This window comes from Variovorax sp. Root318D1 (assembly GCF_001424835.1).
Taxonomy (GTDB): domain Bacteria; phylum Pseudomonadota; class Gammaproteobacteria; order Burkholderiales; family Burkholderiaceae_C; genus Variovorax.
The window spans coordinates 279,837-301,494 of sequence record NZ_LMCQ01000024.1 but is presented as its reverse complement, the minus strand read 5'-3'; the positions used below and the strand labels follow the sequence as shown (position 1 = coordinate 301,494).

Annotated in this window: 23 protein-coding genes; 7 read left to right on the top strand and 16 right to left on the bottom strand. The window is 65.4% G+C overall.

What is annotated here, in order from left to right; translation table 11 throughout:
• Nucleotides 1–295 precede the first annotated feature (295 nt).
• Nucleotides 296–457, top strand: a complete 162-nt coding sequence (locus ASC78_RS27580) for a hypothetical protein (RefSeq protein ID WP_157634520.1) — start codon at nucleotides 296–298, stop codon at nucleotides 455–457.
• Here ASC78_RS27580 and ASC78_RS24295 read toward each other — a convergent pair.
• The 8 genes from ASC78_RS24295 to sucC form a co-directional block, all read right to left on the bottom strand.
• Nucleotides 454–993, bottom strand: coding sequence for a pilin (locus ASC78_RS24295; protein ID WP_055807532.1), 540 nt, complete (start codon nucleotides 991–993; stop codon nucleotides 454–456). The genes ASC78_RS27580 and ASC78_RS24295 overlap by 4 nt on opposite strands.
• A 207-nt stretch (nucleotides 994–1,200) precedes the next feature.
• The gene (locus ASC78_RS24290) at nucleotides 1,201–2,004 is read right to left on the bottom strand and encodes a 3',5'-cyclic-nucleotide phosphodiesterase (RefSeq protein ID WP_055807529.1); all 804 of its coding nucleotides are present in this window, start codon (nucleotides 2,002–2,004) and stop codon (nucleotides 1,201–1,203) included.
• Between the two features lie 29 nt (nucleotides 2,005–2,033).
• Nucleotides 2,034–4,298 (bottom strand): CHASE2 domain-containing protein, encoded by a 2,265-nt coding sequence (locus tag ASC78_RS24285; protein ID WP_055807526.1) that lies wholly within the window; start codon nucleotides 4,296–4,298, stop codon nucleotides 2,034–2,036.
• Nucleotides 4,299–4,367: 69 nt separating this feature from the next.
• Nucleotides 4,368–5,021, bottom strand: coding sequence for an FHA domain-containing protein (locus ASC78_RS24280; RefSeq protein ID WP_055807523.1), 654 nt, complete (start codon nucleotides 5,019–5,021; stop codon nucleotides 4,368–4,370).
• 69 nt (nucleotides 5,022–5,090) lie between these two features.
• The gene (locus ASC78_RS24275; RefSeq protein WP_055807520.1) at nucleotides 5,091–5,900 is read right to left on the bottom strand and encodes a Stp1/IreP family PP2C-type Ser/Thr phosphatase; all 810 of its coding nucleotides are present in this window, start codon (nucleotides 5,898–5,900) and stop codon (nucleotides 5,091–5,093) included.
• Nucleotides 5,901–5,926: 26 nt separating this feature from the next.
• Nucleotides 5,927–6,613, bottom strand: a complete 687-nt coding sequence (locus tag ASC78_RS24270) for a TerC family protein (RefSeq protein ID WP_055807517.1) — start codon at nucleotides 6,611–6,613, stop codon at nucleotides 5,927–5,929.
• 99 nt (nucleotides 6,614–6,712) lie between these two features.
• Complete coding sequence (gene sucD, locus ASC78_RS24265) at nucleotides 6,713–7,606, bottom strand: succinate--CoA ligase subunit alpha (RefSeq protein ID WP_055807514.1); 894 nt, start codon at nucleotides 7,604–7,606, stop codon at nucleotides 6,713–6,715.
• Nucleotides 7,607–7,616: 10 nt separating this feature from the next.
• Nucleotides 7,617–8,783: an ADP-forming succinate--CoA ligase subunit beta gene (gene sucC / locus ASC78_RS24260; RefSeq protein WP_055807511.1), complete on the bottom strand. Its 1,167-nt coding sequence runs from the start codon at nucleotides 8,781–8,783 to the stop codon at nucleotides 7,617–7,619.
• Between the two features lie 206 nt (nucleotides 8,784–8,989).
• Here sucC and argC point away from each other — a divergent pair, with 206 nt between their 5' ends.
• Entirely contained in the window at nucleotides 8,990–9,913 is a 924-nt protein-coding gene (gene argC / locus ASC78_RS24255) for an N-acetyl-gamma-glutamyl-phosphate reductase (protein WP_055807509.1), read from the top strand.
• A 31-nt stretch (nucleotides 9,914–9,944) separates the two neighbouring features.
• Here the strand turns inward: argC and ASC78_RS24250 are convergent, their stop codons facing one another.
• From ASC78_RS24250 to recA, 4 genes are all read right to left on the bottom strand, one after another.
• Nucleotides 9,945–10,673 carry a hypothetical protein gene (locus tag ASC78_RS24250; RefSeq protein ID WP_055807506.1) on the bottom strand — a complete coding sequence of 243 codons (729 nt, stop codon included), beginning with the start codon at nucleotides 10,671–10,673 and terminating at the stop codon, nucleotides 9,945–9,947.
• Between the two features lie 126 nt (nucleotides 10,674–10,799).
• Nucleotides 10,800–11,198: a hypothetical protein gene (locus tag ASC78_RS24245; protein WP_055807505.1), complete on the bottom strand. Its 399-nt coding sequence runs from the start codon at nucleotides 11,196–11,198 to the stop codon at nucleotides 10,800–10,802.
• 10 nt (nucleotides 11,199–11,208) lie between these two features.
• Complete coding sequence (recX, locus tag ASC78_RS24240) at nucleotides 11,209–11,682, bottom strand: recombination regulator RecX (RefSeq protein WP_055807502.1); 474 nt, start codon at nucleotides 11,680–11,682, stop codon at nucleotides 11,209–11,211.
• 48 nt (nucleotides 11,683–11,730) lie between these two features.
• Nucleotides 11,731–12,846 (bottom strand): recombinase RecA, encoded by a 1,116-nt coding sequence (gene recA, locus ASC78_RS24235; RefSeq protein ID WP_055807499.1) that lies wholly within the window; start codon nucleotides 12,844–12,846, stop codon nucleotides 11,731–11,733.
• Nucleotides 12,847–12,992: 146 nt separating this feature from the next.
• Here recA and ASC78_RS24230 point away from each other — a divergent pair, with 146 nt between their 5' ends.
• The 3 genes from ASC78_RS24230 (at nucleotide 12,993) to ASC78_RS24220 (ending at nucleotide 15,703) form a co-directional block, all read left to right on the top strand.
• The gene (locus ASC78_RS24230) at nucleotides 12,993–13,478 is read left to right on the top strand and encodes a MarR family winged helix-turn-helix transcriptional regulator (protein WP_055807498.1); all 486 of its coding nucleotides are present in this window, start codon (nucleotides 12,993–12,995) and stop codon (nucleotides 13,476–13,478) included.
• 66 nt (nucleotides 13,479–13,544) lie between these two features.
• On the top strand, nucleotides 13,545–14,216 hold the full coding sequence (locus ASC78_RS24225; protein ID WP_055807494.1) for a response regulator: 672 nt from the start codon (nucleotides 13,545–13,547) through the stop codon (nucleotides 14,214–14,216).
• Nucleotides 14,217–14,257: 41 nt separating this feature from the next.
• Nucleotides 14,258–15,703, top strand: coding sequence for a sensor histidine kinase (locus ASC78_RS24220; protein ID WP_055807492.1), 1,446 nt, complete (start codon nucleotides 14,258–14,260; stop codon nucleotides 15,701–15,703).
• 19 nt (nucleotides 15,704–15,722) lie between these two features.
• Here the strand turns inward: ASC78_RS24220 and ASC78_RS24215 are convergent, their stop codons facing one another.
• The 3 genes from ASC78_RS24215 to ASC78_RS24205 are packed head-to-tail and all read right to left on the bottom strand — an operon-like array spanning nucleotide 15,723 to nucleotide 17,396.
• Entirely contained in the window at nucleotides 15,723–15,920 is a 198-nt protein-coding gene (locus ASC78_RS24215) for a hypothetical protein (protein WP_055807489.1), read from the bottom strand.
• 7 nt (nucleotides 15,921–15,927) lie between these two features.
• Entirely contained in the window at nucleotides 15,928–16,752 is an 825-nt protein-coding gene (locus ASC78_RS24210; protein ID WP_055807486.1) for a biotin--[acetyl-CoA-carboxylase] ligase, read from the bottom strand.
• Nucleotides 16,753–16,754: 2 nt separating this feature from the next.
• Nucleotides 16,755–17,396 (bottom strand): SET domain-containing protein, encoded by a 642-nt coding sequence (locus ASC78_RS24205; protein WP_055807484.1) that lies wholly within the window; start codon nucleotides 17,394–17,396, stop codon nucleotides 16,755–16,757.
• A gap of 87 nt (nucleotides 17,397–17,483) precedes the next feature.
• Here ASC78_RS24205 and ASC78_RS24200 point away from each other — a divergent pair, with 87 nt between their 5' ends.
• Both ASC78_RS24200 and ASC78_RS24195 read left to right on the top strand, forming a co-directional pair.
• Nucleotides 17,484–20,438 (top strand): DNA topoisomerase III, encoded by a 2,955-nt coding sequence (locus tag ASC78_RS24200; RefSeq protein ID WP_055807482.1) that lies wholly within the window; start codon nucleotides 17,484–17,486, stop codon nucleotides 20,436–20,438.
• 70 nt (nucleotides 20,439–20,508) lie between these two features.
• Nucleotides 20,509–20,694: a hypothetical protein gene (locus tag ASC78_RS24195; protein WP_055807480.1), complete on the top strand. Its 186-nt coding sequence runs from the start codon at nucleotides 20,509–20,511 to the stop codon at nucleotides 20,692–20,694.
• A 12-nt stretch (nucleotides 20,695–20,706) separates the two neighbouring features.
• On the opposite strand, the gene ASC78_RS24190 is transcribed toward ASC78_RS24195, so the two are convergent.
• Nucleotides 20,707–21,594, bottom strand: coding sequence for a gamma-glutamyl-gamma-aminobutyrate hydrolase family protein (locus ASC78_RS24190; protein WP_055807477.1), 888 nt, complete (start codon nucleotides 21,592–21,594; stop codon nucleotides 20,707–20,709).
• Nucleotides 21,595–21,658: the final 64 nt, after the last annotated feature.

Sequence of the window (21,658 nt, the reverse complement as noted above, 5' to 3'; positions counted from 1 at the left end):
GTAGGGCCCCATGACCCGAGGCTCACTCGCGGGGCCGGCGAAAGCACGCCATCGATCGACTTCGACGGCAGTAACTACCTCCCTAGTTCACTGCTCTCCGTTCGCCCCTGGCCTTTACGAGCATTGCTCTGGTTATGTCAGAGGGCGATTTCGCGGCCGAGCGCTGATCAAAAGGACGGGATTTTTCTTGCCGAAAGGTCTTGTCATTGATTTATGCGCCGGCGGCTTGCCCGAATCGAACCAACAGATGCGGCCGAACCGATTGGCATTCGTTCCCCTCCTCTTTGGACTGTCCATGAACGCAATCTTCCCTGTTTCAGTACCAGCTCAGCGCTACCGCTGTAACGGGGAATTGACGCCGGATTTCCAACCCAGATCAGGACGGGTCGCTGAAACGAAAAAGCCGCCCGAAGGCGGCCTTTCTCAAGCAGGCTTTGTGAAGCAACGCTGGATTTAGCGGCACGAACCCGGTGCGTACTTCTGGGCAGCGCCGGTCGAGGTGCACTTCCACTCATAGACTTGGGTGCCTTGGCCGCCGGTGGTCGCCGTTCCCAGAGCATAGGCAACTGGAGTGGGGGCAGCGCCGGCTGCAGCGGTATTGCGAAGGGGGGTAAGGATAATCTTGTCGTCCGCGGGAACGAAGGCTGTTGCCTGTCCCAAATTGGTCGCATGCGGAACGACGGTGATCGCACCGGTTGCGGCGTCCGTCGTGATCGAGGCGACCATCTTGGTGGGGTTGTCGGCCGCATCGCACCCGAAGGAGTTCGCGGCGCTGAGTGTCGTGCTCGGGCTCATGCTTTGAACCGTCTCGCTGATGGTCGTGCGGCACTGCGATGCGGCCAGAACCACTTCAGCCATGCGAGCCTTGATGGTGTAGTCCTTGTAAGCCGGCAGAGCGACTGCAGCCAAGATACCAATGATCGCCACGACGATCATCAATTCGATAAGGGTGAAACCCTTTTGCACGTTACGTGCAATCAAACGACGGTTCATTTAAAGAAACTCCAGGTTGGTTGGTAGAGCCCGGGAACCAAGCCCGGAGCGAGGTACCTTCCGCACCATCTGTGCCACCCTTTTGGGAGGCCGTTCTGGCGGAAAAATGAATACTTTTGTTGTCGTTTTACTTACATCACGTGACACATTCTGCGGATAGATGCTACAGAACGTGACAAATTTGTCATTCCCGGCATCTGCCCGGACTCAAAAAGTCAATACCCCGTCCGCCTTAAGCCACCGGATATCCCGCTGCGCCAACCCTGCCACCTGATGCCCAACGAGCGCGTCGATCTGACTCATGATCTCTTCGGTTTCGGCAGGCTTAGTGTGGGTAATGTAGATCGGGTAGTGCCTGCCGGGCACGATGCGCGCCAGCTCATCTGCGAGCACCTTGGGCGACAGGTGCAGGCTGCGGTCTGCCAGGGCCTGTTCGCGGTCGCTAAAGGCAGTTTCAATGACGAGCATGGCCACGTCGAGGGCGTTGACGCGGTCCCAGAAGGGTGCGTTGCGTTCGGTATCGCCTGAAAAAACCCAGTGGGCGCCGCCCTCGGCGCGGCTCACGGCAAAGCCGCAGGCGGGCACGGTGTGCACGGCGGGCAATACTTCGATGCGCTTGGGGACGGCGCTGCCCAGTTGCAGGGTCTGGCCGACGGTGATGTCGTGAAAGCTTACGAAGGGGGCTTCGGCGCTGGGAATGCTCTCGAAATCGGGCCAGATGACGTTGTTGAACACATGGGCGCGCAACGCCTCGATGGTTTCGCAGAGGGCGTGCACGCGCAGCGGGCGGGTGCGGCGGCCGCCGACGGCGTCGAGCATGAGGGGGAGGGCGGCAATGTGGTCGAGGTGGCAGTGGGTGAGCACCACGTCGTCGATGCCTGCCATTTCGTCGAGCGTGAGGTCGCCCACGCCGGTGCCCGCATCGACGAGCAGGTCGGTGTCGACGAGGAACGAGGTGGTGCGGCAGTCTTTGGCAATGGCACCCGAGCAGCCCAGCACGCGAACCTGCATTGTGAAAGTCCCCCCGTTTTTGGCTGTCGTCATTTGGTTTCGAACCGGGTTGCGCCGTCCCATTCGGGGTCCAGTGGGCGCAACGCCATCGAGGCTAATCGCTGGGCGTAGAGCTGGTAAAGGACTTTTTTGGCATCTGCGGCAAGCAATGGGTCCAGCAGGCTCCGGCCCATTGCCCAGTCCTGGCGCCGATAGGCATCGAGCACTTGCGCCCAGCGCTGCAAGTGTTCGGATTTTTCTTGGGCCGCGGGACCGTGGGCACGTTCGGTGTCCGCAGCCAGGGGCGTGTGCACGGCAACGGCCTGGGCCTTGCCCTTGACGAGCACGCTGTCGAGCTCCTGCCAGAGGCAGCCGGGCGCAAGGTCGCGGGTGGCGCCGCTGGCGACGATCTCCACACCGTAGTGTGCGCTGAGGCCCTCGAGACGCGACGCGAGGTTGACCGCATCGCCAACCACGGTATAGCTGCGCCGTGCCACCGAGCCCATATCGCCCACGCACATGACGCCGCTGTTGATGCCGATGCCCACGCTTATTTCGGGCCGCCCGGCGACGCGCTGGGCCTGGTTGATGTCGCGCACGGTGTGTGCCATTTCGAGCGCGGCGCGCACGGCCAGGGTGGCGTGGTCGGGGGTGTCGACGGGTGCGCCCCAGAAGGCCATGACGCAGTCGCCCATGTATTTGTCGACGGTGCCGCGGTGCTCGCTGATGACGTTGGTGAGCCGGCTGAACAGGGTGTTCAAGAAGGCCTGGAGCTCGGCGGGCGCCATCTTCTCCGACAGCTTGGTAAAGCCGCGCATGTCGCAGAACATGACGGTCATCTGCTTGCTCTCTGCGTGCATGTTGTAGCGGCCGGGGTCCATGAGCATTTCATCGACCAGCTGGGGCGGCACGTAGGTGCCGAAGAGCCGCACCAGCCCGCGCCGCTCGCGGGACTCGATGAAATAGCCCCAGCCCATGTTGAGCATGAAGGCGAGTGCCGCCATGGCCAGCGAGCCGGCCAGTGGCAGCACGACGCCGTGGCCCTGGTAGAGCCAGGCGTTGGCACCGACGAGCGCCGCCACGGTGGCAATGCCGAGCAGCACGGCGCGCGTGGCCGGCAGCAACGAGAGGCCCAGCGCCAGCACGAGGCCCGCAGCCAGCACGCTCAAGACTTCGTAGCCGGCCGCGTAGTCGGGCACCGAGAGCAGGCGATGGTCGAGCATGGCCGACACGATGTTGGCGTGCACCTCCACGCCGGGGAAACCGGCGCCCAGAGGCGTGGCGCGCAGGTCTTGCAGGCCGGGCGCTGTGGCGCCGACGAGCACGATCTTGTCTTTCAGCTCGCCGGGCGCGAGCCGGCCTTCGAGCACGTCGGCAGCGGCCACGTAGCGGAACGAACCGCCGTTGGCGCCGCCCGGGCCGCGAAACGGCACCTGCATGCTGACGGTCTGGTCGACAGGGATGCGCAAGCCGCCCACCAGCAAGGATTGGAGCCGAGGCGCGGCGCCATCGGAGGCAAAGGCCGGCAGCACGGGGGGCATGCCGCTGGCGAGCCGGTAGACGGCAAGGCCGAGCGATTCGTAGTAACCGGTCCACGCCGCATCGCCCTCATAGCGCGCAACAAGGGGCGCGGCGCGAATCACGCCGTCGCCTGTCGACGTGACCAGTGTGTTGACGAACCCGGAGTTGGGCGCAGCCGCGGCCAGCACGGGGAGGTTGGCGCCAAAGCCGTTCCAGGACGTGGCGTAGCCGTGGCCCGGCGGAAAGGCCTCGGGCTGCAGCAGCGGAGCGGCAGGCAGCTGGCCCTTGGCGCTCGGGTTTTCAGTGCGCGTGAAGTAGTAGCCGAGCGCCACGCGGCGGCCTTCGAGCGCGCGGGCAAAGGTGGCGTCGTTGTCGAGCGCGGGCGCGAGCCGCTCGATGTTCGCGGAAAGGCCGGGCATGTCGCGCAGCGGTCCGCTCGCAATCTGGCGCAGCTTGTCGAGCCCGGAACTCCGGTCGGGCTCGATGAACATCACGTCGAAACCCAGCACGGCCACCTGCTGGCGCCCGGTGAGCTCCTCGGTGAGCCGGGCCAGCTTGTCGCGCCCCCAGGGCCACTGGCCTTGCCGCGCCAGGCTGGCATCGTCCACGTCGACGATCACCACGCGCGGGTCGAGCGTGCGCGGCATGGTGGCACGCAGCCGGGCGTCGTAGATCAGGTGGTCGAGGTGATCGATGACGCCCACGCGCCAAATGCCGGTGGCGTGCGCAAGCGCCAGCAAGACCGGGAGCAGGGTGATGGCAATGCGCGGCCAGTGCCGACTCAGCGCTTTCATGGCGTCGCACGCACGCGGGCCGCGCTGTGGAAAGAAGAAAGAAAAGAGAAAAAGAAGAAGCGGAAAGAGTCAGACCCGCATGAACTGCATGCGCGTGGCGCCGCCGAGTTCCAGCACGTCGCGCTCCTGCAACCCCACGGCTTCGGTGCCCAGCGGGGTGCCGTTGAGCGTGACACCGCCCATGACGCTGGCGGCCACGTAACCTTGCCGACGGCGCGTGACCACGGCCACGGCAACACCGGGCTTGCCGATGGTGGTGACCACCTTTTGCAGCGGCACGTCCTCGCCCTTGTTGACGCCGGCAAGAACGCGCAGCACCGGCACGCCAAGCTCGACCAGCGCGCCGGCTTCGGTGGGCGCTGAAGACAAGGGGATGGAGTCCGCGAAGTCGCCGGGCGCGTCGGTGTGCGCCGTGCCGCCGCCCACCGCCAGGTGGCTGTCGGCGCGGAACTTGATGCGGCAGCCGCCCAGTTCGACGATGTCGTTGTCCTTGAGCACCTGCTTCTGGACGACGAGGGCATTGACGTAGGTGCCGTTGGTGCTGTTGAGGTCTTCAATTTCGACTTGGCCATCGCGCATGTGCACCACGGCATGCTCGCCGCTGACGGCGAGATTGTCGATCACGATGTCGTTGTAGGCGCGTCGGCCCAGCGTTGTCCGGTCTTTGGCGAGCGCCAGTTGCCCGATGACAGCACCATCGATCGAAATGATCATTTTCGGCATTGCCGATACCCCGAATAGCAGAATTTGATTGACCGCAAGCGGGACGACAGGTGTCGCCAGGGCCTGCGACTAGGCGGCGCCAGGCGTGTCTTCGTTGACGCGCGCTTTTGCCAGAACCACTGAAATGTTATCTCGGCCGCCATTGTCGTTTGCAATTGCAACCAAAAGTGAAGCTTTCTGCTTAAGTCCGATGTCGTGACCCAACAGCGTGAAAAGCTGCGCATCCGTGATCATCTCGCTGAGCCCGTCGGAGCACAGCATGTAAAGGTCGTCCGGCCTCGCGGTGTGCTCATGCATTTCGAGCACGACCTGGGATTCCACGCCCACCGCCCGCGTCACCAGGTTGCGGTGGGGCGAGTTCAGCGCTTCTTCGGCGGTGATGGCGCCGGCGTCGAGCTGCTGCTGCCGCAGCGAATGGTCGCGCGTGAGCTGCTCGAGCTTGTTGTTGCGAAGCCGGTAGCAGCGCGAATCGCCGATGTGGCCAACCACCACGCGCTGCGGGCGGAAGGCTGCAAGGACCAGGGTCGTTCCCATGCCCAGCACCTCGGGGTTGGTCATGCCGGCCTCGAAGATGGCCGCATTCGCCTCGTCGGTGGCCGCTTGCAATGCGCGGCGGATCACGCGGGCGGGCGCCTGCGGCCCGGCCTGTGCGTACCAGCGGGCGAAGCTGGACTGCACCAGCGTTACAGCCATGGCACTGGCCACCTCGCCGCCCTTGTAGCCTCCCATGCCGTCAGCCAGCACGGCGAGGCCGAGCGCCGGATCGATCTTGAGGTCGTCCTCGTTGTGAGCCCGGACACGCCCGACGTCCGTCAGGGCGGCAAACTCCCAACCCAGCGAGGGCCGGTTGGAAAAGAGGGACGCGCCGACGCTCGCCATATTTTGAGAAGGGGGCGGGCGCGCCGTCAGTGCCCCGCGCCGGCGTGCGCACGCCGTTGCAGAAACCGGCCCGCGGCCACCACGAACAAGGCGCCGGCAGCGGCCGCCGAATATTGCAGCCACGGGTCGGCAGCCAGCACGTCCTTCAGCGATACGTCGCTCACGATGGTTTCGCCGCCGACCCAGCCGATCAGGGCGGCGCCCAGCATGACGATGATCGGGAAACGTTCCATGAGCTTGATCATGAGCGTACTGCCAAAAATCACCAGCGGAATGCTGATGGCCAGGCCGAGCACCAGCAGCACCATGCTGCCCTGCGCGGCGGCGGCCACTGCAATCACGTTGTCCAGGCTCATGACCAGGTCGGCCAGCAGGATGGTGCGCACGGCCGCCAGCAGGGTGCCGTATTCCTTGGCCTCGCCGCCATCCTCTTCTTCTTCGCGCAGCAACTGCAGGCCGATCCACAGCAGCAGCAGGCCCCCGAGGATCTGCAGGTAAGGCAGCGCGAGCAGCTTGGCCGCGACGATGGTGAGCACAATGCGCAGCACCACGGCTGCGCCCGAGCCGAGCAGAACGGCTTTTTGCTGCTGCGCAGGCGGCAGCGAACGGGCGGCCATGGCAATCACCACGGCGTTGTCACCCGAAAGAATGATGTTGATCCAGACAATCTTGATCAGGCCGATCCAGAAATCGGCGCTTTGAAGGGATTCCATGCCTCTTTTTCCACTGTGTTGTTGTGAAAAAAGCGCCCGCAGAGTTTGCGGGCGCTTTTTACTTTTTGCGTGGTGCGCAGAGAGGAGATCTGCGGTGTTTTAGAGCTGAGCCTTCAGCAGCTTGGCCAGTTCCGAGAAGTTGCGCGTCACGGTAAAGCCGCACTCTTCCATGATGGCGAGCTTGGCATCGGCCGTGTCGGCGCCGCCCGAGATCAGCGCGCCGGCGTGGCCCATGCGCTTGCCGGGAGGGGCGGTAACACCAGCGATGAAGCCGACCACCGGCTTCTTCATGTGCTCTTTGCACCAGCGTGCTGCGTCGGCTTCGTCGGGACCACCGATTTCGCCGATCATGATGACCGCGTCGGTCTCGGGATCGTCGTTGAAAGCCTTCATCACGTCGATGTGCTTCAAGCCGTTGATCGGGTCGCCGCCAATGCCGACTGCCGACGATTGGCCGAGGCCGATTTCGGTGAGTTGCGCCACGGCTTCATACGTGAGCGTGCCCGAGCGCGAGACCACGCCGATGCGGCCCTTGCGGTGAATGTGGCCGGGCATGATGCCGATCTTGATTTCGTCGGGCGTGATGAGGCCGGGGCAGTTCGGGCCCAGCAGCAAGGTCTTCTTGCCGCCGGCCGCTTCCTTGGCCTTCATCTTGTTGCGCACTTCGAGCATGTCGCGAACCGGAATGCCTTCGGTGATGCAGATCGCCAGGTCCAGGTCGGCTTCGACGGCTTCCCAGATGGCGGCGGCCGCGCCTGCCGGCGGCACGTAGATCACCGACACGGTGGCGCCGGTTTGCGAAGCGGCTTCCTTCACCGAACCGAAGATCGGGATGTTGAAGATCGACTCGCCGGCCTTCTTGGGGTTCACGCCCGCGACGAAGCAGTTCTTGCCGTTCGCGTATTCCTGGCACTTCTCGGTGTGGAACTGGCCGGTCTTGCCCGTGATGCCTTGCGTGATGACTTTGGTGTCTTTGTTGATGTAGATCGACATGACTTTTTCCTTAGGCCTTCTTGACTGCTGCGACGACCTTCTGGGCCGCGTCCGCCATGGTGTCGGCGCTGATGATGGGCAGGCCCGAATCGGCCAGCAGCTTCTTGCCTTCGACTTCGTTGGTGCCCTTCATGCGAACGACCAGCGGCACTTGCAGGTTCACGGCCTTGCAGGCTGCGATCACGCCGGTGGCGATGGTGTCGCACTTCATGATGCCGCCGAAGATGTTGACCAAGATCGCTTCCACGTTCTTGTTCTTCAGCATGATCTTGAAGGCTTCGGTGACCTTCTCGGGGGTGGCGCCGCCGCCCACGTCCAAAAAGTTGGCCGGCTCGCCGCCGAACAGCTTGATGGTGTCCATGGTGGCCATGGCCAGGCCGGCACCGTTCACCAGGCAGCCGATGTTGCCGTCCAGGCTGATGTAGGCCAGGTCGAACTTCGAAGCTTCGACTTCGGCCGCGTCTTCTTCGTCGAGGTCGCGCAGGGCCACGATTTCAGGGTGGCGGAACAGCGCGTTGCTGTCGAAGTTGAACTTGGCGTCCAGCGCCATGACGTTGCCCTTGCTGTCACGGTTGAGCGGGTTGATCTCGACCAGCGAGGCGTCCGTCTCCATGTAGCAGGTGTAGAGCTTCTTCAGGATGTCGACCGTCTGCGCGGTCGAGTCGGCCGGCATGCCGATGCCGTCGGCGATCTGCTTGGCTTGCGCGTCGGTGAGGCCTTCCTTGGGGTCGGCGAACACCGTGATGATCTTCTCGGGCGAGGAGTGGGCCACTTCCTCGATGTCCATGCCGCCTTCGCTCGAAGCGATGAACGCGACCTTCTGGGTCGCGCGGTCGGTCACGGCCGAAATGTAGTATTCCTTGTTGATGTCGGCGCCATCTTCGATGTAGAGGCGGCGCACCTTCTGGCCTTCGGGGCCGGTCTGGTGGGTCTTGAGCTGCATGCCGAGGATTTCGCCGGCGAGCTTCTTGACGTCTTCGATCGACTTGGCGACCTTGACGCCGCCGCCCTTACCGCGGCCACCCGCGTGGATCTGGGCTTTGACGACCCAGACCGGGCCTCCAAGCTTCTGGGCGGCCTCGACCGCCTCCTGGACCGTGTAGGCCGGGATGCCGCGCGGCACCGGCACGCCGAACTTGGCAAGGATTTCCTTGCCTTGGTACTCGTGAATCTTCATGAGGGATGTCTCTCGGAAGGAGGAAGTTGAGAACGGGAGATCTGGGGTCTGAGGCGTCTTTGGCTCTGTTGTTCGCGGGCGACGGCAGCCTGACGGCTGGGGGCGGCGAACAACCGCGGACTGTATCATGGTGCGGCGCACCAATACTCGACGTGACCTTGCGGTCAATACGTACTTTCTTCTAGCCACACTACGCATACTCCGATATGGCCAAGGTTTTCATCGACGGCGAAGCCGGTACCACCGGCCTGCAGATTCGCGAACGGCTCCAGACGATGCCGCAGATCGAACTCGTGAGCATTGCCCCTGAGCTGCGAAAAGACGCGAACGCCAAGCGCGAGCTCATGGCCGGCGTCGACCTGGTGGTGCTGTGCCTGCACGACGACGCGGCCCGCGAATCGGTGGCGCTGATCGACCAGTTGCAAGGCAAGAAGCCCAAGATCATCGACGCCTCCACCGCGCACCGCGTGTCGCCCGGCTGGGTGTTCGGCTTCCCTGAACTGGCAGAGGGCCATTGGCAGGCCGTGGCCAAGGCCGACCGCGTCGGCAACCCCGGCTGCTACGCGACCGGCGCCATCGCCATCGTGCGGCCGCTGGTTGATGCCGGCCTGCTGCCCGCCGACTTCCCGATCTCGCTGCCTTCGGTCAGCGGCTATTCGGGTGGCGGCCGGGCCATGATCGAGGACTACGAAAGCGGCAAGGCGCCGCTTTTCGAAACCTACGCGCTCGGCCTCAAGCACAAGCACATCCCCGAAATCATGAAGTACACCGGCCTGACGCGCCGGCCGGTCTTCGTTCCTTCGGTGGGCAACTTCAAGCAGGGCATGCTCGTGCAGCTGCCGCTGCACCTCGATTTGCTTCCCGGCAAGCCGAAGTCGGGCGACCTGCACGACGCCCTGGCCGCGCACTACGCCAAGAGCAACACGCCCGAGAAGTTCGTCAAGGTGCTGCCGCCCACCGACGATGGCAAGCTCGATGCGCTGGCGCTCAACGACACCAACCAGCTCGAGATCCGCGTGTTCCCGAACGAAGACCACCGCCACGCGGTGGTGATCGCGCGCCTGGACAACCTCGGCAAGGGCGCGAGCGGCGCCGCGGTGCAGAACCTGAAGCTGATGCTGGCGCTCTGAGCGCCAGCCATCGTCTGCAATTCGCCTCGGTTCAGTTGACGAGCCAGAGGCCCACGCCCAGCAGGACCGCGTGCGCGCCCAGCGCAATGTAGAGCGGCTTGCGTGATGGCGTCGACATCTCCTGCAAGGTCTCGTTGATGCGGCGCGTGAGCAGCGCGCGCAAGGCCGGGTCTTGCGCCGCACCCTCCGCTGTCACCGGTTCTCCATGCGCTGCGCGGCCCTCTTGCCATTCGGCCAGCATGTCGCTCATCGGCAACCGGTTGAGCACAAAGCCAACCACCGAGCGCACGGCCTTGCCTTCGCCCAGCACCGGCGCAAGCTGCTTACTCAAGGCATCGACCGACAGCCAGTCGGCCGCACGCTGCAGCGTGCCATGGGTGCGCGGCATCGATTCGATGCGGCCCGCGATCGCGCCGGCCAGGCGCTCGGACACGGCCTCGCCGCGCGCGGCCACCAGGTGCTGCATCGCCTTGGCTCGGCCTTGTTGCACACCCAGCATCGCGTAGACGACAACGAAAAGAAGCAGCAGCACCGCGACCAGCAGCGGCGGCGACGTGATCAGCGCGAGTACCGCGCCGGCACCGCCCGCGCGCGCCGCCGTGTTGCCGGGGCCCTGCAGCTGGCCCACGTAATAGAAGAAAGCGCCGCCGCCGAGGATCAGCGCGAGCAGGCCGCCCTTGATGACAGAGCCGACGAACGCGGCCCCGGCCTTGGCGCCCGTGCGCACGAGCGACGGCTGGCCAGTTGGTCCTGAAGACATGGGATTTCCCCCTCCGAAGTTTTTTGAAGGCGGTCCTCGCACGGGACCGGCTGGCGCCGATCATGCCATCGGGGTGAATCCACAGCACGGCGTCGATTGGCGGCGCGCAGCAATGTGGCCGGCGATTCAGCCGGCTTCGAGCAGGCGACGCAGCGACTGCAAGTCGCGCGCGATCCATCCGACATCGCGCTCGAAAGCCGCATCGTCCATGTGCGGCTGGCGCAGCAGCGTGAACTGCAGCTCGCAGACGCCGGGTGCGACGCCGATCACGCGGAACGGCATATAAATTTCGGGCACGCCTTCGGGCGCCACCCAATGGTCGAGCACGCCGAAATCGTTGGGGGGTGCGAAGCGCAGGCGGGCTTCGCCGTCCGGTGTCGTGGCCACCCAGTGATCGCCATGCGGGACCAATGCGCTCTTGGCCAGGCCGCTGGCCCAATCGGGCAGCCGCGCCGGGTCGGAAGCCAGCGCATAGGCATGGCGCCAGTCGCAGGCCACGCGCTGCGTGACGACGCGGGACTGCACTGCGGCACCTTCATTCGCCTGATTCGTTGTTGTCGTCGCCATCGAAATCGCTCCTGAGTACCTTGGCCACCACCGCGCCCGAAAAGCCGCGTGCCAGCAGAAAGCGCATCTGTTTGGCGCGCTCTTTGGCATCGGCGGGCGGTGCGTCGAACCGGCGGCGCCAGAGAGCCGTGGCGCGCGCCACTTCGGTATCTTGCAGGCTGGCCACGGCCTCTGCAATGGCGTCCGGCGCGATGCCTTTGGCCTGCAGCTCCTGCCGCACCCGCAAGGCGCCCGAGCGGGCGGCGCGCTGGTTCAGCACCGAAGCCACCACACGCGGCTCGCTGATGAAGTCCTTCGCGACCAGCTCGTCGAGCGCGCGCGCCAGCGTGCCGGGTTCTTCTTCGTGCCGGGCCAGCTTGCGCTCCAGCTCCGCGCGCGAATGTTCGCGCTGGCTCAGGAGCCGCAATGCGCGGCCTTTGAGGGAGGGGGCACCGAAAGCCATGCCGGGTGATCGCTTGCGCGGCCCTGGAGGAGGCCGCGCTGTGCTTGCTTACTCGCCCTTGTCGGCCTTCTCTGCCTTGGCCGCCTTGGCGGGCTTCTCGGCTTTTTCAGGTGCGGCGTCGGCATCGGCCGCGAGCAGCGGAATGCCCAGCGACTCGCGCACCTTGTTCTCGATTTCGCGCGACAGCTCGGGGTTCTCGCGCAGGAACTCGCGGGCGTTGTCCCGGCCCTGGCCGATCTTTTCGCCGTTGTAGGCGTACCAGGCACCCGACTTGTCGAGGATCTTGGCGGTCACGCCCATGTCGATGATCTCGCCTTCGCGGCTGATGCCCTCGCCAAACAGGATGTCGAACTCGGCCGTCTTGAACGGAGGACTGACCTTGTTCTTCACCACCTTGACCTTGGTTTCGTTGCCGATGGCCTCGTCGCCCTTCTTGATGGTGCCGATGCGGCGGATGTCCAGGCGCACCGAGGCGTAGAACTTCAGCGCATTGCCGCCGGTGGTGGTTTCGGGCGAGCCGAACATCACGCCGATCTTCATGCGGATCTGGTTGATGAAGATGACCATGCAGTTGGTCTTCTTGATGGTGGCGGTGAGCTTGCGCAGCGCCTGGCTCATCAGGCGGGCCTGCAGGCCGGGCAGCGAATCGCCCATTTCGCCTTCGATTTCGGCCTTGGGCGTGAGCGCGGCGACCGAGTCGATGACGATCAGGTCGACAGCACCCGAGCGCACCAGCGAATCGACGATTTCGAGCGCCTGCTCGCCGGTGTCGGGCTGGCTGATCAGGAGGTCGGACAGGTTCACGCCGAGCTTCTGGGCGTACTGCACGTCGAGCGCATGTTCGGCGTCGACGAAGGCGCAGGTGCCGGCCTGCTTCTGCATGGCGGCGATGACCTGCAGCGTGAGCGTGGTCTTGCCCGAGGATTCCGGGCCGTAGATTTCAATGACGCGGCCGCGCGGCAGGCCGCCGACGCCCAGCGCGATGTCCAGGCCCAGCGAGCCGGTGGAGACCACCTGGATGTCTTCGAGCGCCTCGCCTTCGCCGAGCCGCATGATCGTGCCCTTGCCGAACTGCTTTTCGATCTGGGCCAGTGCGGCCTGCAGGGCCTTGGCTTTTTCGCTGTTGGCGACCGAGATGCTTGAGCCCTTGACGACTGCGTCCATGTGGAAATCTCCTTGAAAATCAACGGTTTGTGTGTGACTGCCATCCGTCTGCTTTTAATCACAGGCTGGATGCTTGAACAGTAGTGTAGGGGCTGATGGGTATGGGTAAACCCATTTTTTGGTCAGTTTGCTTTACTATTTGGCGGATGGTCGAAACCGCTTTTCCAACCGATCCCGACGCCTGGCGGCAAACCCATCTGGGCCGCCTGCTGGGCCATGCGATGCGCCGCTTCGATGAGCGCGTGCTCGAACTCATGGCACACGACGTGGACGTGCCGCTGGCGCTGTCGAACCTGGCCGCCCGCGCGCAGGTGAGCGCCGCGCACATCCACATCACGCGGCACTTGGCGCGCGAGGGTTCGCGCCTGACCGAGATGGCTGAACGCGCCGGCATGACCAAGCAGGCCATGGGCGCGCTGGTGGACCAGTGCGAGGCCTGGGGTCTGGTCACGCGCGGGCCCGACCCGCTCGACGCGCGCGCGCGGCGCGTGCTTTTCACCGCCGACGGACTCGCGTGGCTCGATGCCTTTCGCGGCGCGGTGACGCAGGCCGAGCGAGAATTCCGCGCCAGCGTGGGCAACGACGTTGCCACCGTGGTAACCATCGGCCTGGAAGCGTACGCCGAGGGCTAGACTCGGCTGAGAGAGACATATGTGAACGCGGCGCCAGCGAGGCGCCGAACCGGCCGGAGGTGGCTCATGCGGATTCTGATTGCCGAAGACGACCAGGTGCTGGCCGATGCCCTGCTGCGCAGCCTGCGCACTTCGGGCGCGGCGGTCGATCATGTGGCGAACGGCTCGCAGGCCGACGCCGCCCTGATGACGCACAGCGAGTTCGACCTGCTGATTCTCGACCTCGGCCTGCCCAACCTCCATGGCATCGAAATCTTGAAGCGGCTGCGCGCGCGCGGCTCGCAGCTGCCCGTGCTAGTGCTCACTGCGGCTGACAGCGTGGAGGAACGGGTCAAGGGCCTGGACCATGGCGCCGACGACTACATGGCCAAGCCCTTCAGCCTGCAGGAGCTCGAAGCGCGCGTGCGTGCGCTCACGCGGCGCGGCATGGGCGCCACCAGCAACACCATCCGGCACGGCCCGCTTGTGTACGACCAGGCCGGGCGCGTGGCCACCATCGACGGCAAGATGGTCGAGCTCTCGGCGCGCGAACTCGGCCTGCTCGAGGTGCTGCTGCAGCGCGCCGGTCGCCTGGTCAGCAAGGACCAGCTGGTGGAGCGCCTGTGCGAATGGGGCGAGGAAGTGAGCCAGAACGCGATCGAGGTGTACATCCACCGCCTGCGCAAGAAGATCGAGAAAGGGCCGGTGCGCATCGCCACGGTTCGCGGCCTCGGCTACTGCCTCGAAAAAATCCAGTAATGACACTCAGGCATGCCCGGCGGCTTTGGAGGCCGTAAGCCTTGAAACTGTTTCAGCGCGCGCAGCGCTCCCTGTTCGGCGAGATCCTCGACTGGATGCTCACGCCACTGCTGCTGCTGGTGCCGGTGAGCATCGGTGTCACGTGGCTGGTGGCGCAGGGCATTGCCAACGCGCCGTTCGACCGCGCGCTCGAATACAACGTGCATACGCTGGCGCGGCTCGTCACCGTGCAGCAGGGGCAGACGCAGTTCGTGCTGCCGCAGCCGGCACGCGAGATCTTGCGGGCCGACGGGGCCGATCGCGTCTACTACCAGCTGCTCGACAGCCACGGCAAGCTCCTCAGCGGCGAATCCGACGTGCCGCACCCCAATACCGATGAGCCGCCGGTCACGGGCGTGGTCACGCTGCGCAATGGCGAAATGCGCGGCAAGCCGGTTCGCGTGGCCTCGCTCTGGCTGGCCGACGGCGACGACGACTCGGCCTCGGCCCTGCTGCAGGTGGCCGAGACGCGCGAGAAGCAGTCGGTTCTGGCCACCGAGATCATCAAGGGCGTGCTGCTCCCGCAATTCGCGATCCTGCCGCTCGCGGTGCTGCTGATCTGGCTGGCGCTGGTCCGCGGCATCAAACCGCTGTCGGTGGTGGAGGCCCGCATCCGCGAACGCCGACCGGGCGACCTGAGCCCGCTCGACGAATCGTCGGTGCCACTCGAAGTGGTGCCGCTGGTGTCTTCGGTCAACGAGTTGCTCGACAAGCTCAACGATTCGATCCATACCCAAAAGCGCTTCCTGGCCGACGCCGCGCACCAGCTCAAGACGCCGCTCGCGGGCCTGCGCATGCAAGCCGACCTGGCGCAGCGCGAGGGCGCCAACGCCGACGAGCTCAAGCAGTCGCTCAAGCAGATCGGCCGCGCCAGCGTGCGCGCCACCCACACGGTCAACCAGCTGCTCTCGCTCGCCCGAGCCGAAAGCACCGGTGCGGGCACCGGCCGCCAGCCCTGCGACCTGGCCCGGCTCACCATTGAAGTGGTGCGCGAAGCCGTGCCGCGCGCCATCGAGAAACGCATCGACCTGGGCTACGACGGCGCCGAGGCGGGCGCGCCCGGCGTGGTGCTCGAAGGCAACCCGACCTTGCTGAAGGAGCTGGTGCGCAACCTGGTCGACAACGCCATCAACTACACGCCATCGACCCCCGAGCGGCCGGGCGTGATCACCGCGCGCCTGCTGGCCGATCCGTTCGGCCACGTGGTGCTGCTGCAGGTGGAGGACAACGGCCCGGGCATCGCGGAATCCGATCGGGAGCTGGTGTTCGAGCCCTTTTACCGCGTGCTGGGCAACGAGGCCGACGGCTCGGGGCTGGGCCTGCCGATCGTGCGCGAGATTGCCAACCAGCACCACGCGCAGGTCAAGCTCGAAGACGCGCATCCGGGGCGGCAACCGCCGGGCGCCCGCTTCACGGTGCGCTTTGCCGACGAAGAAGCCGCGCCCTGAGCCGCGACGCGCGCGCCGGTCAGGGAGCAGCGCTGCTGCCCTTGCCTTCCTTGCGGATCTGAAGCCAGTCGGGATGAACCTGGCGCGCAAGGCGCTGCGGTTCGCGCTCGCCGAGGATCGCGGGCGCCAATCCGAAGCCCGCCAGATCGCCGCGCGACCACAGCCAGTAGCCGGCATTGGCCAAAAGCAGAACCACCAGCACGAGGCGCAACTTCATGTGGATCTCAAAAGGCCATGCCGCGCGGGCGCACGCTGACTTCATCGCTCGAGACCAGCTGCAGGCCGGCGGCGGTGCGCACCTGCAGCTCGCCGCCCCAGGCCACGCCCTCGCACAGGCCGACGCTGCCGTCGCTGAGCTGGACCTCGCGCCCGCGCAGCGCATCGCGCGCGGCAAAGCGCTCGGCAAAGGACACGAAGCCCTCGGCCTCGAAACTCTGAACGCTTCGCACCAGCGGCGCCGCCAGCTGGGCTAGCACCTCGGGCGCGGTGGCGTCCGGGCGCCATTGGCGCAGCCACGCGGGCGGAGTGCGCATGCCCTCTGCGTCGCGCGGGCCGATGTTGATGCCGATGCCGATCACCAGGTAGCGCGGCTCTGCAAGCGGCCCCTCGGAGCGCGCGGCGTGCGGCATGGCGGTTTCGATCAGGATGCCGGCCAGCTTGCGGTCGTCCACCCACAGGTCGTTCGGCCACTTGAGCATGACCTTTGCATCGCCCGAGGGGTCGAGGCTTTCCGCCACGCTGACGCCCACGGCCAGCGACAGGCCCGACCAGTCGCGCGGCGCGAGCGGCAGGCCCAGAGAGAAGGTGAGGGAAGCGGCGCTGTCTTCGCTTTGCTGCGCGCTTTGCCAGGGCCGGCCGAGTCGGCCGCGCCCGGCGGTCTGGCGCTCGGCCACCAGCAGCACAGGTTCGATGCGGCCGGCGCGCGCGCGGCGCATCAGCTCGGTGTTGGTCGAATCGATCTCGGCCACGGCCTCGACCGTGAAGCCGGGCAGCAGCGGCGCGACAGCGGCGGCAATGCGGTCTTCGAACCAGGCGGCCGTGGTGCCCATGCTCAGCCCTTGCCGGCCTCGTCCTTCTTGGACTTCTTTTTTTCCGCCTTCTTTTCAGTCTTCTTGTCGGCCTTCTTCTCGGCTTCCTTGTCCGCCTTCTTGGCCTCCTTTTTCTCGGCCTTTTTCTTTTCGGCCTTCTTCTTGGCCTTTTTCTTCTTTTTCTTTTCTTCGTCTTCGTCCTTGGGCGTCAGCAAGGTGCCACGGCAACTCTCTGAGCCGCACCAGCAGGGAAACTCGGCCAGCAGCTTCGGCGTGTAGGGCTCGTCGATGATCAGCCCGTAGTCGTAATTGAGCTCTTCTCCTGCAGCGATGTTGCGCAGCGCCTTGATATAAACGCGCCCATTGACCTCGTCGGCCTCGCAGTTCGGCTCGCAGGAATGATTGATCCAGCGGGCCGCGTTGCCGTTCACGTTGCCGTCAATCACGCGCCCGTCGTCGATGTGGAAGTAGAAGGTGTGATTCGGCTGAGCGGGATCGTGCGGGTGGCGGCGCAGCGCCTCTTTCCAGTTGATGACTTCGCCCTTGTATTCGATCAGCGTCTCGCCTTCGGCCAAGTCGTCCACGGCGAAAACGCCGTTGCCGTGGACATCCGATCGCCGCATCTGAATGCGGCGGCCGGCAAATTGTGGGGATTTGGAAGGCATCGCCGAAGTCTGTTAGGTTGAATATGCACACATGCGCGTGTGCGCGTGCGCACACGCGGGAAGCCGCAGAGTATAGAGAGCCCTTAGATGACAAAGACTTTGGTAATTGCAGAAAAGCCGTCGGTGGCACAGGACATCGTCCGTGCGCTCACGCCGGTGGCCGGCAAGTTCGACAAACATGACGAGCATTTCGAGAACGAAAGCTACGTTGTGACCAGCGCTGTCGGTCACCTGGTCGAGATCCAGGCGCCCGAGGAGTTCGACGTCAAGCGGGGCAAGTGGAGCTTCGCGAACCTGCCGGTGATTCCGCCGCACTTCGACCTCAAGCCGGTCGACAAGACAAAGACGCGCCTGAACGCCGTGGTCAAGCAGGCCAAGCGCAAGGACGTGACGCAACTCATCAACGCCTGCGACGCGGGCCGCGAGGGCGAACTGATCTTCCGCTTGATCGAGCAGTACGCCGGCGGCAAGACCGGCCTGAACAAGCCGGTGAAGCGCCTGTGGCTGCAGTCGATGACGCCGCAGGCCATTCGCGACGGCTTCGACGCGCTGCGCACCGAAAAGCAGATGCAGGGCCTGGCCGACGCCGCGCGCTCGCGCTCCGAGGCCGACTGGCTGGTGGGCATCAACGGCACGCGCGCCATGACGGCGTTCAATTCGCGCGATGGCGGCTTCTTTTTGACGACCGTGGGCCGGGTGCAGACGCCCACGCTCTCGGTGGTGGTCGAGCGCGAGGAAAAGATCCGCAAGTTCGTGAGCCGCGACTACTGGGAAATCCACGGCGCGTTCCAGGCCGAGGCCGGACAGTACCCGGGCAAGTGGTTCGACGCCAACTTCAAGAAGCCGCCGCCGGGCCCCGACGGCGTGGCCGACCCGGAAATTCGCGCCGATCGCGTGTGGAGCGAGCGCGAAGCGCGCGAGATCGCCGATGCGGCGCGCGGCAAGCCCGCCACCGTCACCGAGGAAAGCAAGCCCACCACCCAGGCCTCCCCGATGCTGTTCGACCTGACGTCGCTGCAGCGCGAGGCCAATGGCCGCTTCGGCTTCTCGGCCAAGACCACGCTGGCGCTGGCGCAGAGCCTGTACGAGCGCCACAAGGCGCTGACCTACCCGCGTACCGACTCGCGCGCGCTGCCCGAGGACTACCTGCCGGTGGTCAAGGACACCATGAAGATGCTTGCCGACAGCGGCATGAAGCATCTCGCGCCTTTTGCGCAGCAGGCGGTCGACGGCAGCTATGTGAAGCCGAACAAGCGCATCTTCGACAACGCCAAGGTGTCGGACCACTTCGCCATCATCCCAACGCTGCAGGCGCCGAGCGGCCTTTCGGAGGCCGAGCAGAAGCTCTACGACTTCGTGGTGCGCCGCTTCATGTCGGTGTTCTTTCCGAGCGCCGAATTCCAGGTCACCACCCGCATCAGCACGGTGGAAGCCGGTGGCAAGAAGTACCCGTTCCGCAGCGACGGCAAGGTGCTGGTCAAGCCGGGCTGGCTGGCCATCTGGGGCAAGGAAGCCATCAACGACGACGACGAGAAGGACGGCAAGAACCTGGTGGTGGTGAAACCGGGCGAAACGGTGAAGACCGAATCGGCCGACCTGAAGGCGCTGAAGACCCGACCGCCGGCACGCTATTCGGAAGCCACGCTGCTCGGCGCCATGGAAGGCGCCGGCAAGACTATCGACGACGACGAACTGCGCGAGGCCATGCAGGAGAAGGGCCTTGGCACGCCAGCCACGCGCGCCGCCACCATCGAAGGCCTGATCACCGAAAAATACATGCTGCGCGAAGGCCGCGAGCTGATTCCCACCGCCAAAGCCTTCCAGCTCATGACGCTGCTGCGCGGCCTGGGCGTGGAAGAACTCTCCAAAGCCGAACTCACGGGCGAGTGGGAATACAAGCTCGCGCAGATGGAGAAGGGCGCGCTGAGCCGCGACGCCTTCATGCGCGAGATTGCCGAAATGACGGAGCACATCGTCAAGAAGGCGAAGGAATACGACCGCGACACCGTGCCGGGCGACTACGCCACGCTCGCGACGCCATGCCCCAACTGCGGCGGCGTGGTGAAGGAGAACTACCGCCGCTACGGCTGCGTGGGCAAGAGCGGCACGGGCGAGGATGCCTGCGGCTTCTCGTTCGGCAAGTCACCGGCCGGGCGCACCTTCGAGGTGGCCGAGGCCGAGGCGCTCTTGCGCGACAAGCACATCGGCCCGCTGGAAGGCTTCCGCTCCAAGGCGGGCTGGCCCTTCACCGCCGAGATCATCCTCAAGTACGACGAGGAAGAATCAAAGAACTGGAAGCTGGAGTTCGACTTCGGCGACGACAAGAACGCCGATACCGGCGAGATCGTCGACTTCAGCGAGCAGGACACGGTGGGCCCATGCCCCATCTGCGGTGCGCCGGTGTTCGAGCACGGCAGCAACTATGTCTGCGAAAAGTCGGTGCCCACCAACGCGCAGCCGACGCCGAGCTGTACCTTCAAGACCGGCAAGATCATCCTGCAGCAGCCGGTGGAGCGCGCGCAGATGGAAAAGCTGCTCGCCACCGGCAAGACCGACCTGCTCGACAAGTTCGTGAGCATGCGCACGCGCCGCGCCTTCAAGGCCTTCCTGACCTGGAATGCCGAAGAGGGCAAGGTGACTTTCGAGTTCGCACCGCGTGAAGGCGGCAGCAAGTTCCCGCCGCGCAAGACCTTCGGCAAAGCGCCGGCTGCCGGCAAGACTGCGGCAGCCAAGAAGGTGGCTGCGAAGAAAACCCCCGCCGCCAAGAAAGCACCGGCCGCGAAGAAGGCCGCCGCGCCGCGCAAGCCCGGCGCCGGCCTGAAGCCGAGCGACTCGCTGGCCGCGGTCATCGGCGCCGAACCGGTGGCGCGCACCGAGGTCATCAAGAAGCTGTGGGACTACATCAAGGCCAACGGCCTGCAGGACGCAACCAACAAGCGCGCGATCAATGCCGACGCCAAGCTCAAGCCGGTGTTCGGCAAGGACCAGGTGACGATGTTCGAACTCGCGGGCATCGTGGGCAAGCACCTGTCGGCGCCGTAACTTCGTGCTACGGGCCGGGAAACGCACCGGCCTATAGTGGGCGCAGTCTCACCATTGCCAGGAGTTTTCCGTGAAGCCATTCATTGCCGCCGTTCTTGCCATCGCGATGGGCGCCCTGGCGGCGGGCTGCGCCGGTACGGGGTCGGCGGGCAACGCTGACGGCAGCACCTCGTCGCCGCGCAGCAGCGGTGTGACGGTGTTCGGCACCATCGATGCCGGCGTCAGCGGCAGCACGAACCGTTCCGACCGGCGCTAGCCAGTCGGTGCGTCAGCGCCGCAGCAGCGCCTGGCGCAGCACGCGCGCCGCGCGGTCGCGGATGCGGCCTGATCCGGTATCGAGCGAGGTCCGGGGCGCGACCCTCGCGGTGGCGCAGGCCCAGAGAAAGTCGTGCAGGATGGGCGTGTCGTCCACGGTCTCGGTGCTGCCGTATTTGTGGAATTCAGGGTGCCACTGCGTGGCAGAGATGTAGCTGCGGCCCTTGTCGGTGCGGCGGCGGATGGCCTCGGGCACGCGGTCGGGCAGGCTCCAGGCCTCGACCTCGAAACCGGGTGCCAGATCTTTCACGCCCTGATGGTGAATGCTGTTGACCTTTGCGGTCTTCACCTCTGGATAGAGCTTGGCCAGGCGCGTGCCTTGGACGATCTCGATCTGGTGAAAATTCTGGTCGTAGGTCACCGGATCGCGGTGCCGGATGGTTTCGGGATGGTCGTGCTGCGCCTCGATGTCCTGGTACAGCGTGCCGCCAAACGCGACGTTGATGAGCTGCAGCCCGCGGCAGACGCCGAAGATCGGCTTGCCGGCCTGCTCGAAGGCTTCGACCAGCGCCAGGTCGTACAGGTCGCGAATGCGGTCGCCGACCCAGGCATCCTTGAGTGGCTCCTCGCCGTAGCTGCCGGGCCAGACGTCGGCGCCGCCGTGCATCACGACGCCGTCGAGCCATTCGGCGTAGTGCGAGAGCTTGGTGTCACCCCGCGCGGTTTCGCCCGTGGGGCAGGGCACCATCACCACCATGGCACCAGCCGACATGAGCCAGTGAGCGATGGACTGTTCGACATACTGCAGCGTCTTGTTGGTGAACAGCGAGCGCGCCGGATCCGCATGGGAAAAGCAGGCAGACAGGCCGATCTTCAGCCGGGCGGAAACGGGTTGCGGCATCTCGGGACTGGCAGGACGTGCTGTGCGAAAAGGAAAGTCCATTTTGGCGCTTTGGCCTCTCGCA

Excerpts from the sequence above, each read along its gene's own strand:
- ASC78_RS24215 (WP_055807489.1), bottom strand. The coding sequence starts at position 15,920 with ATGAAGTTGCGCCTCGTGCTGGTGGTTCTGCTTTTGGCCAATGCCGGC.
- ASC78_RS24270 (WP_055807517.1), bottom strand. The coding sequence starts at position 6,613 with ATGGAATCCCTTCAAAGCGCCGATTTCTGGATCGGCCTGATCAAGATT.
- ASC78_RS27580 (WP_157634520.1), top strand. The coding sequence starts at position 296 with ATGAACGCAATCTTCCCTGTTTCAGTACCAGCTCAGCGCTACCGCTGT.
- ASC78_RS24230 (WP_055807498.1), top strand. The coding sequence starts at position 12,993 with ATGGTCGAAACCGCTTTTCCAACCGATCCCGACGCCTGGCGGCAAACC.
- ASC78_RS24275 (WP_055807520.1), bottom strand. The coding sequence starts at position 5,900 with ATGGCGAGCGTCGGCGCGTCCCTCTTTTCCAACCGGCCCTCGCTGGGT.
- ASC78_RS24225 (WP_055807494.1), top strand. The coding sequence starts at position 13,545 with ATGCGGATTCTGATTGCCGAAGACGACCAGGTGCTGGCCGATGCCCTG.
- ASC78_RS24280 (WP_055807523.1), bottom strand. The coding sequence starts at position 5,021 with ATGCCGAAAATGATCATTTCGATCGATGGTGCTGTCATCGGGCAACTG.
- sucC (WP_055807511.1), bottom strand. The coding sequence starts at position 8,783 with ATGAAGATTCACGAGTACCAAGGCAAGGAAATCCTTGCCAAGTTCGGC.
- sucD (WP_055807514.1), bottom strand. The coding sequence starts at position 7,606 with ATGTCGATCTACATCAACAAAGACACCAAAGTCATCACGCAAGGCATC.
- recA (WP_055807499.1), bottom strand. The coding sequence starts at position 12,846 with ATGGACGCAGTCGTCAAGGGCTCAAGCATCTCGGTCGCCAACAGCGAA.
- argC (WP_055807509.1), top strand. The coding sequence starts at position 8,990 with ATGGCCAAGGTTTTCATCGACGGCGAAGCCGGTACCACCGGCCTGCAG.
- ASC78_RS24200 (WP_055807482.1), top strand. The coding sequence starts at position 17,484 with ATGACAAAGACTTTGGTAATTGCAGAAAAGCCGTCGGTGGCACAGGAC.
- ASC78_RS24285 (WP_055807526.1), bottom strand. The coding sequence starts at position 4,298 with ATGAAAGCGCTGAGTCGGCACTGGCCGCGCATTGCCATCACCCTGCTC.
- ASC78_RS24290 (WP_055807529.1), bottom strand. The coding sequence starts at position 2,004 with ATGCAGGTTCGCGTGCTGGGCTGCTCGGGTGCCATTGCCAAAGACTGC.
- recX (WP_055807502.1), bottom strand. The coding sequence starts at position 11,682 with ATGGCTTTCGGTGCCCCCTCCCTCAAAGGCCGCGCATTGCGGCTCCTG.
- ASC78_RS24205 (WP_055807484.1), bottom strand. The coding sequence starts at position 17,396 with ATGCCTTCCAAATCCCCACAATTTGCCGGCCGCCGCATTCAGATGCGG.
- ASC78_RS24295 (WP_055807532.1), bottom strand. The coding sequence starts at position 993 with ATGAACCGTCGTTTGATTGCACGTAACGTGCAAAAGGGTTTCACCCTT.
- ASC78_RS24250 (WP_055807506.1), bottom strand. The coding sequence starts at position 10,673 with ATGTCTTCAGGACCAACTGGCCAGCCGTCGCTCGTGCGCACGGGCGCC.
- ASC78_RS24190 (WP_055807477.1), bottom strand. The coding sequence starts at position 21,594 with ATGCCGCAACCCGTTTCCGCCCGGCTGAAGATCGGCCTGTCTGCCTGC.
- ASC78_RS24210 (WP_055807486.1), bottom strand. The coding sequence starts at position 16,752 with ATGGGCACCACGGCCGCCTGGTTCGAAGACCGCATTGCCGCCGCTGTC.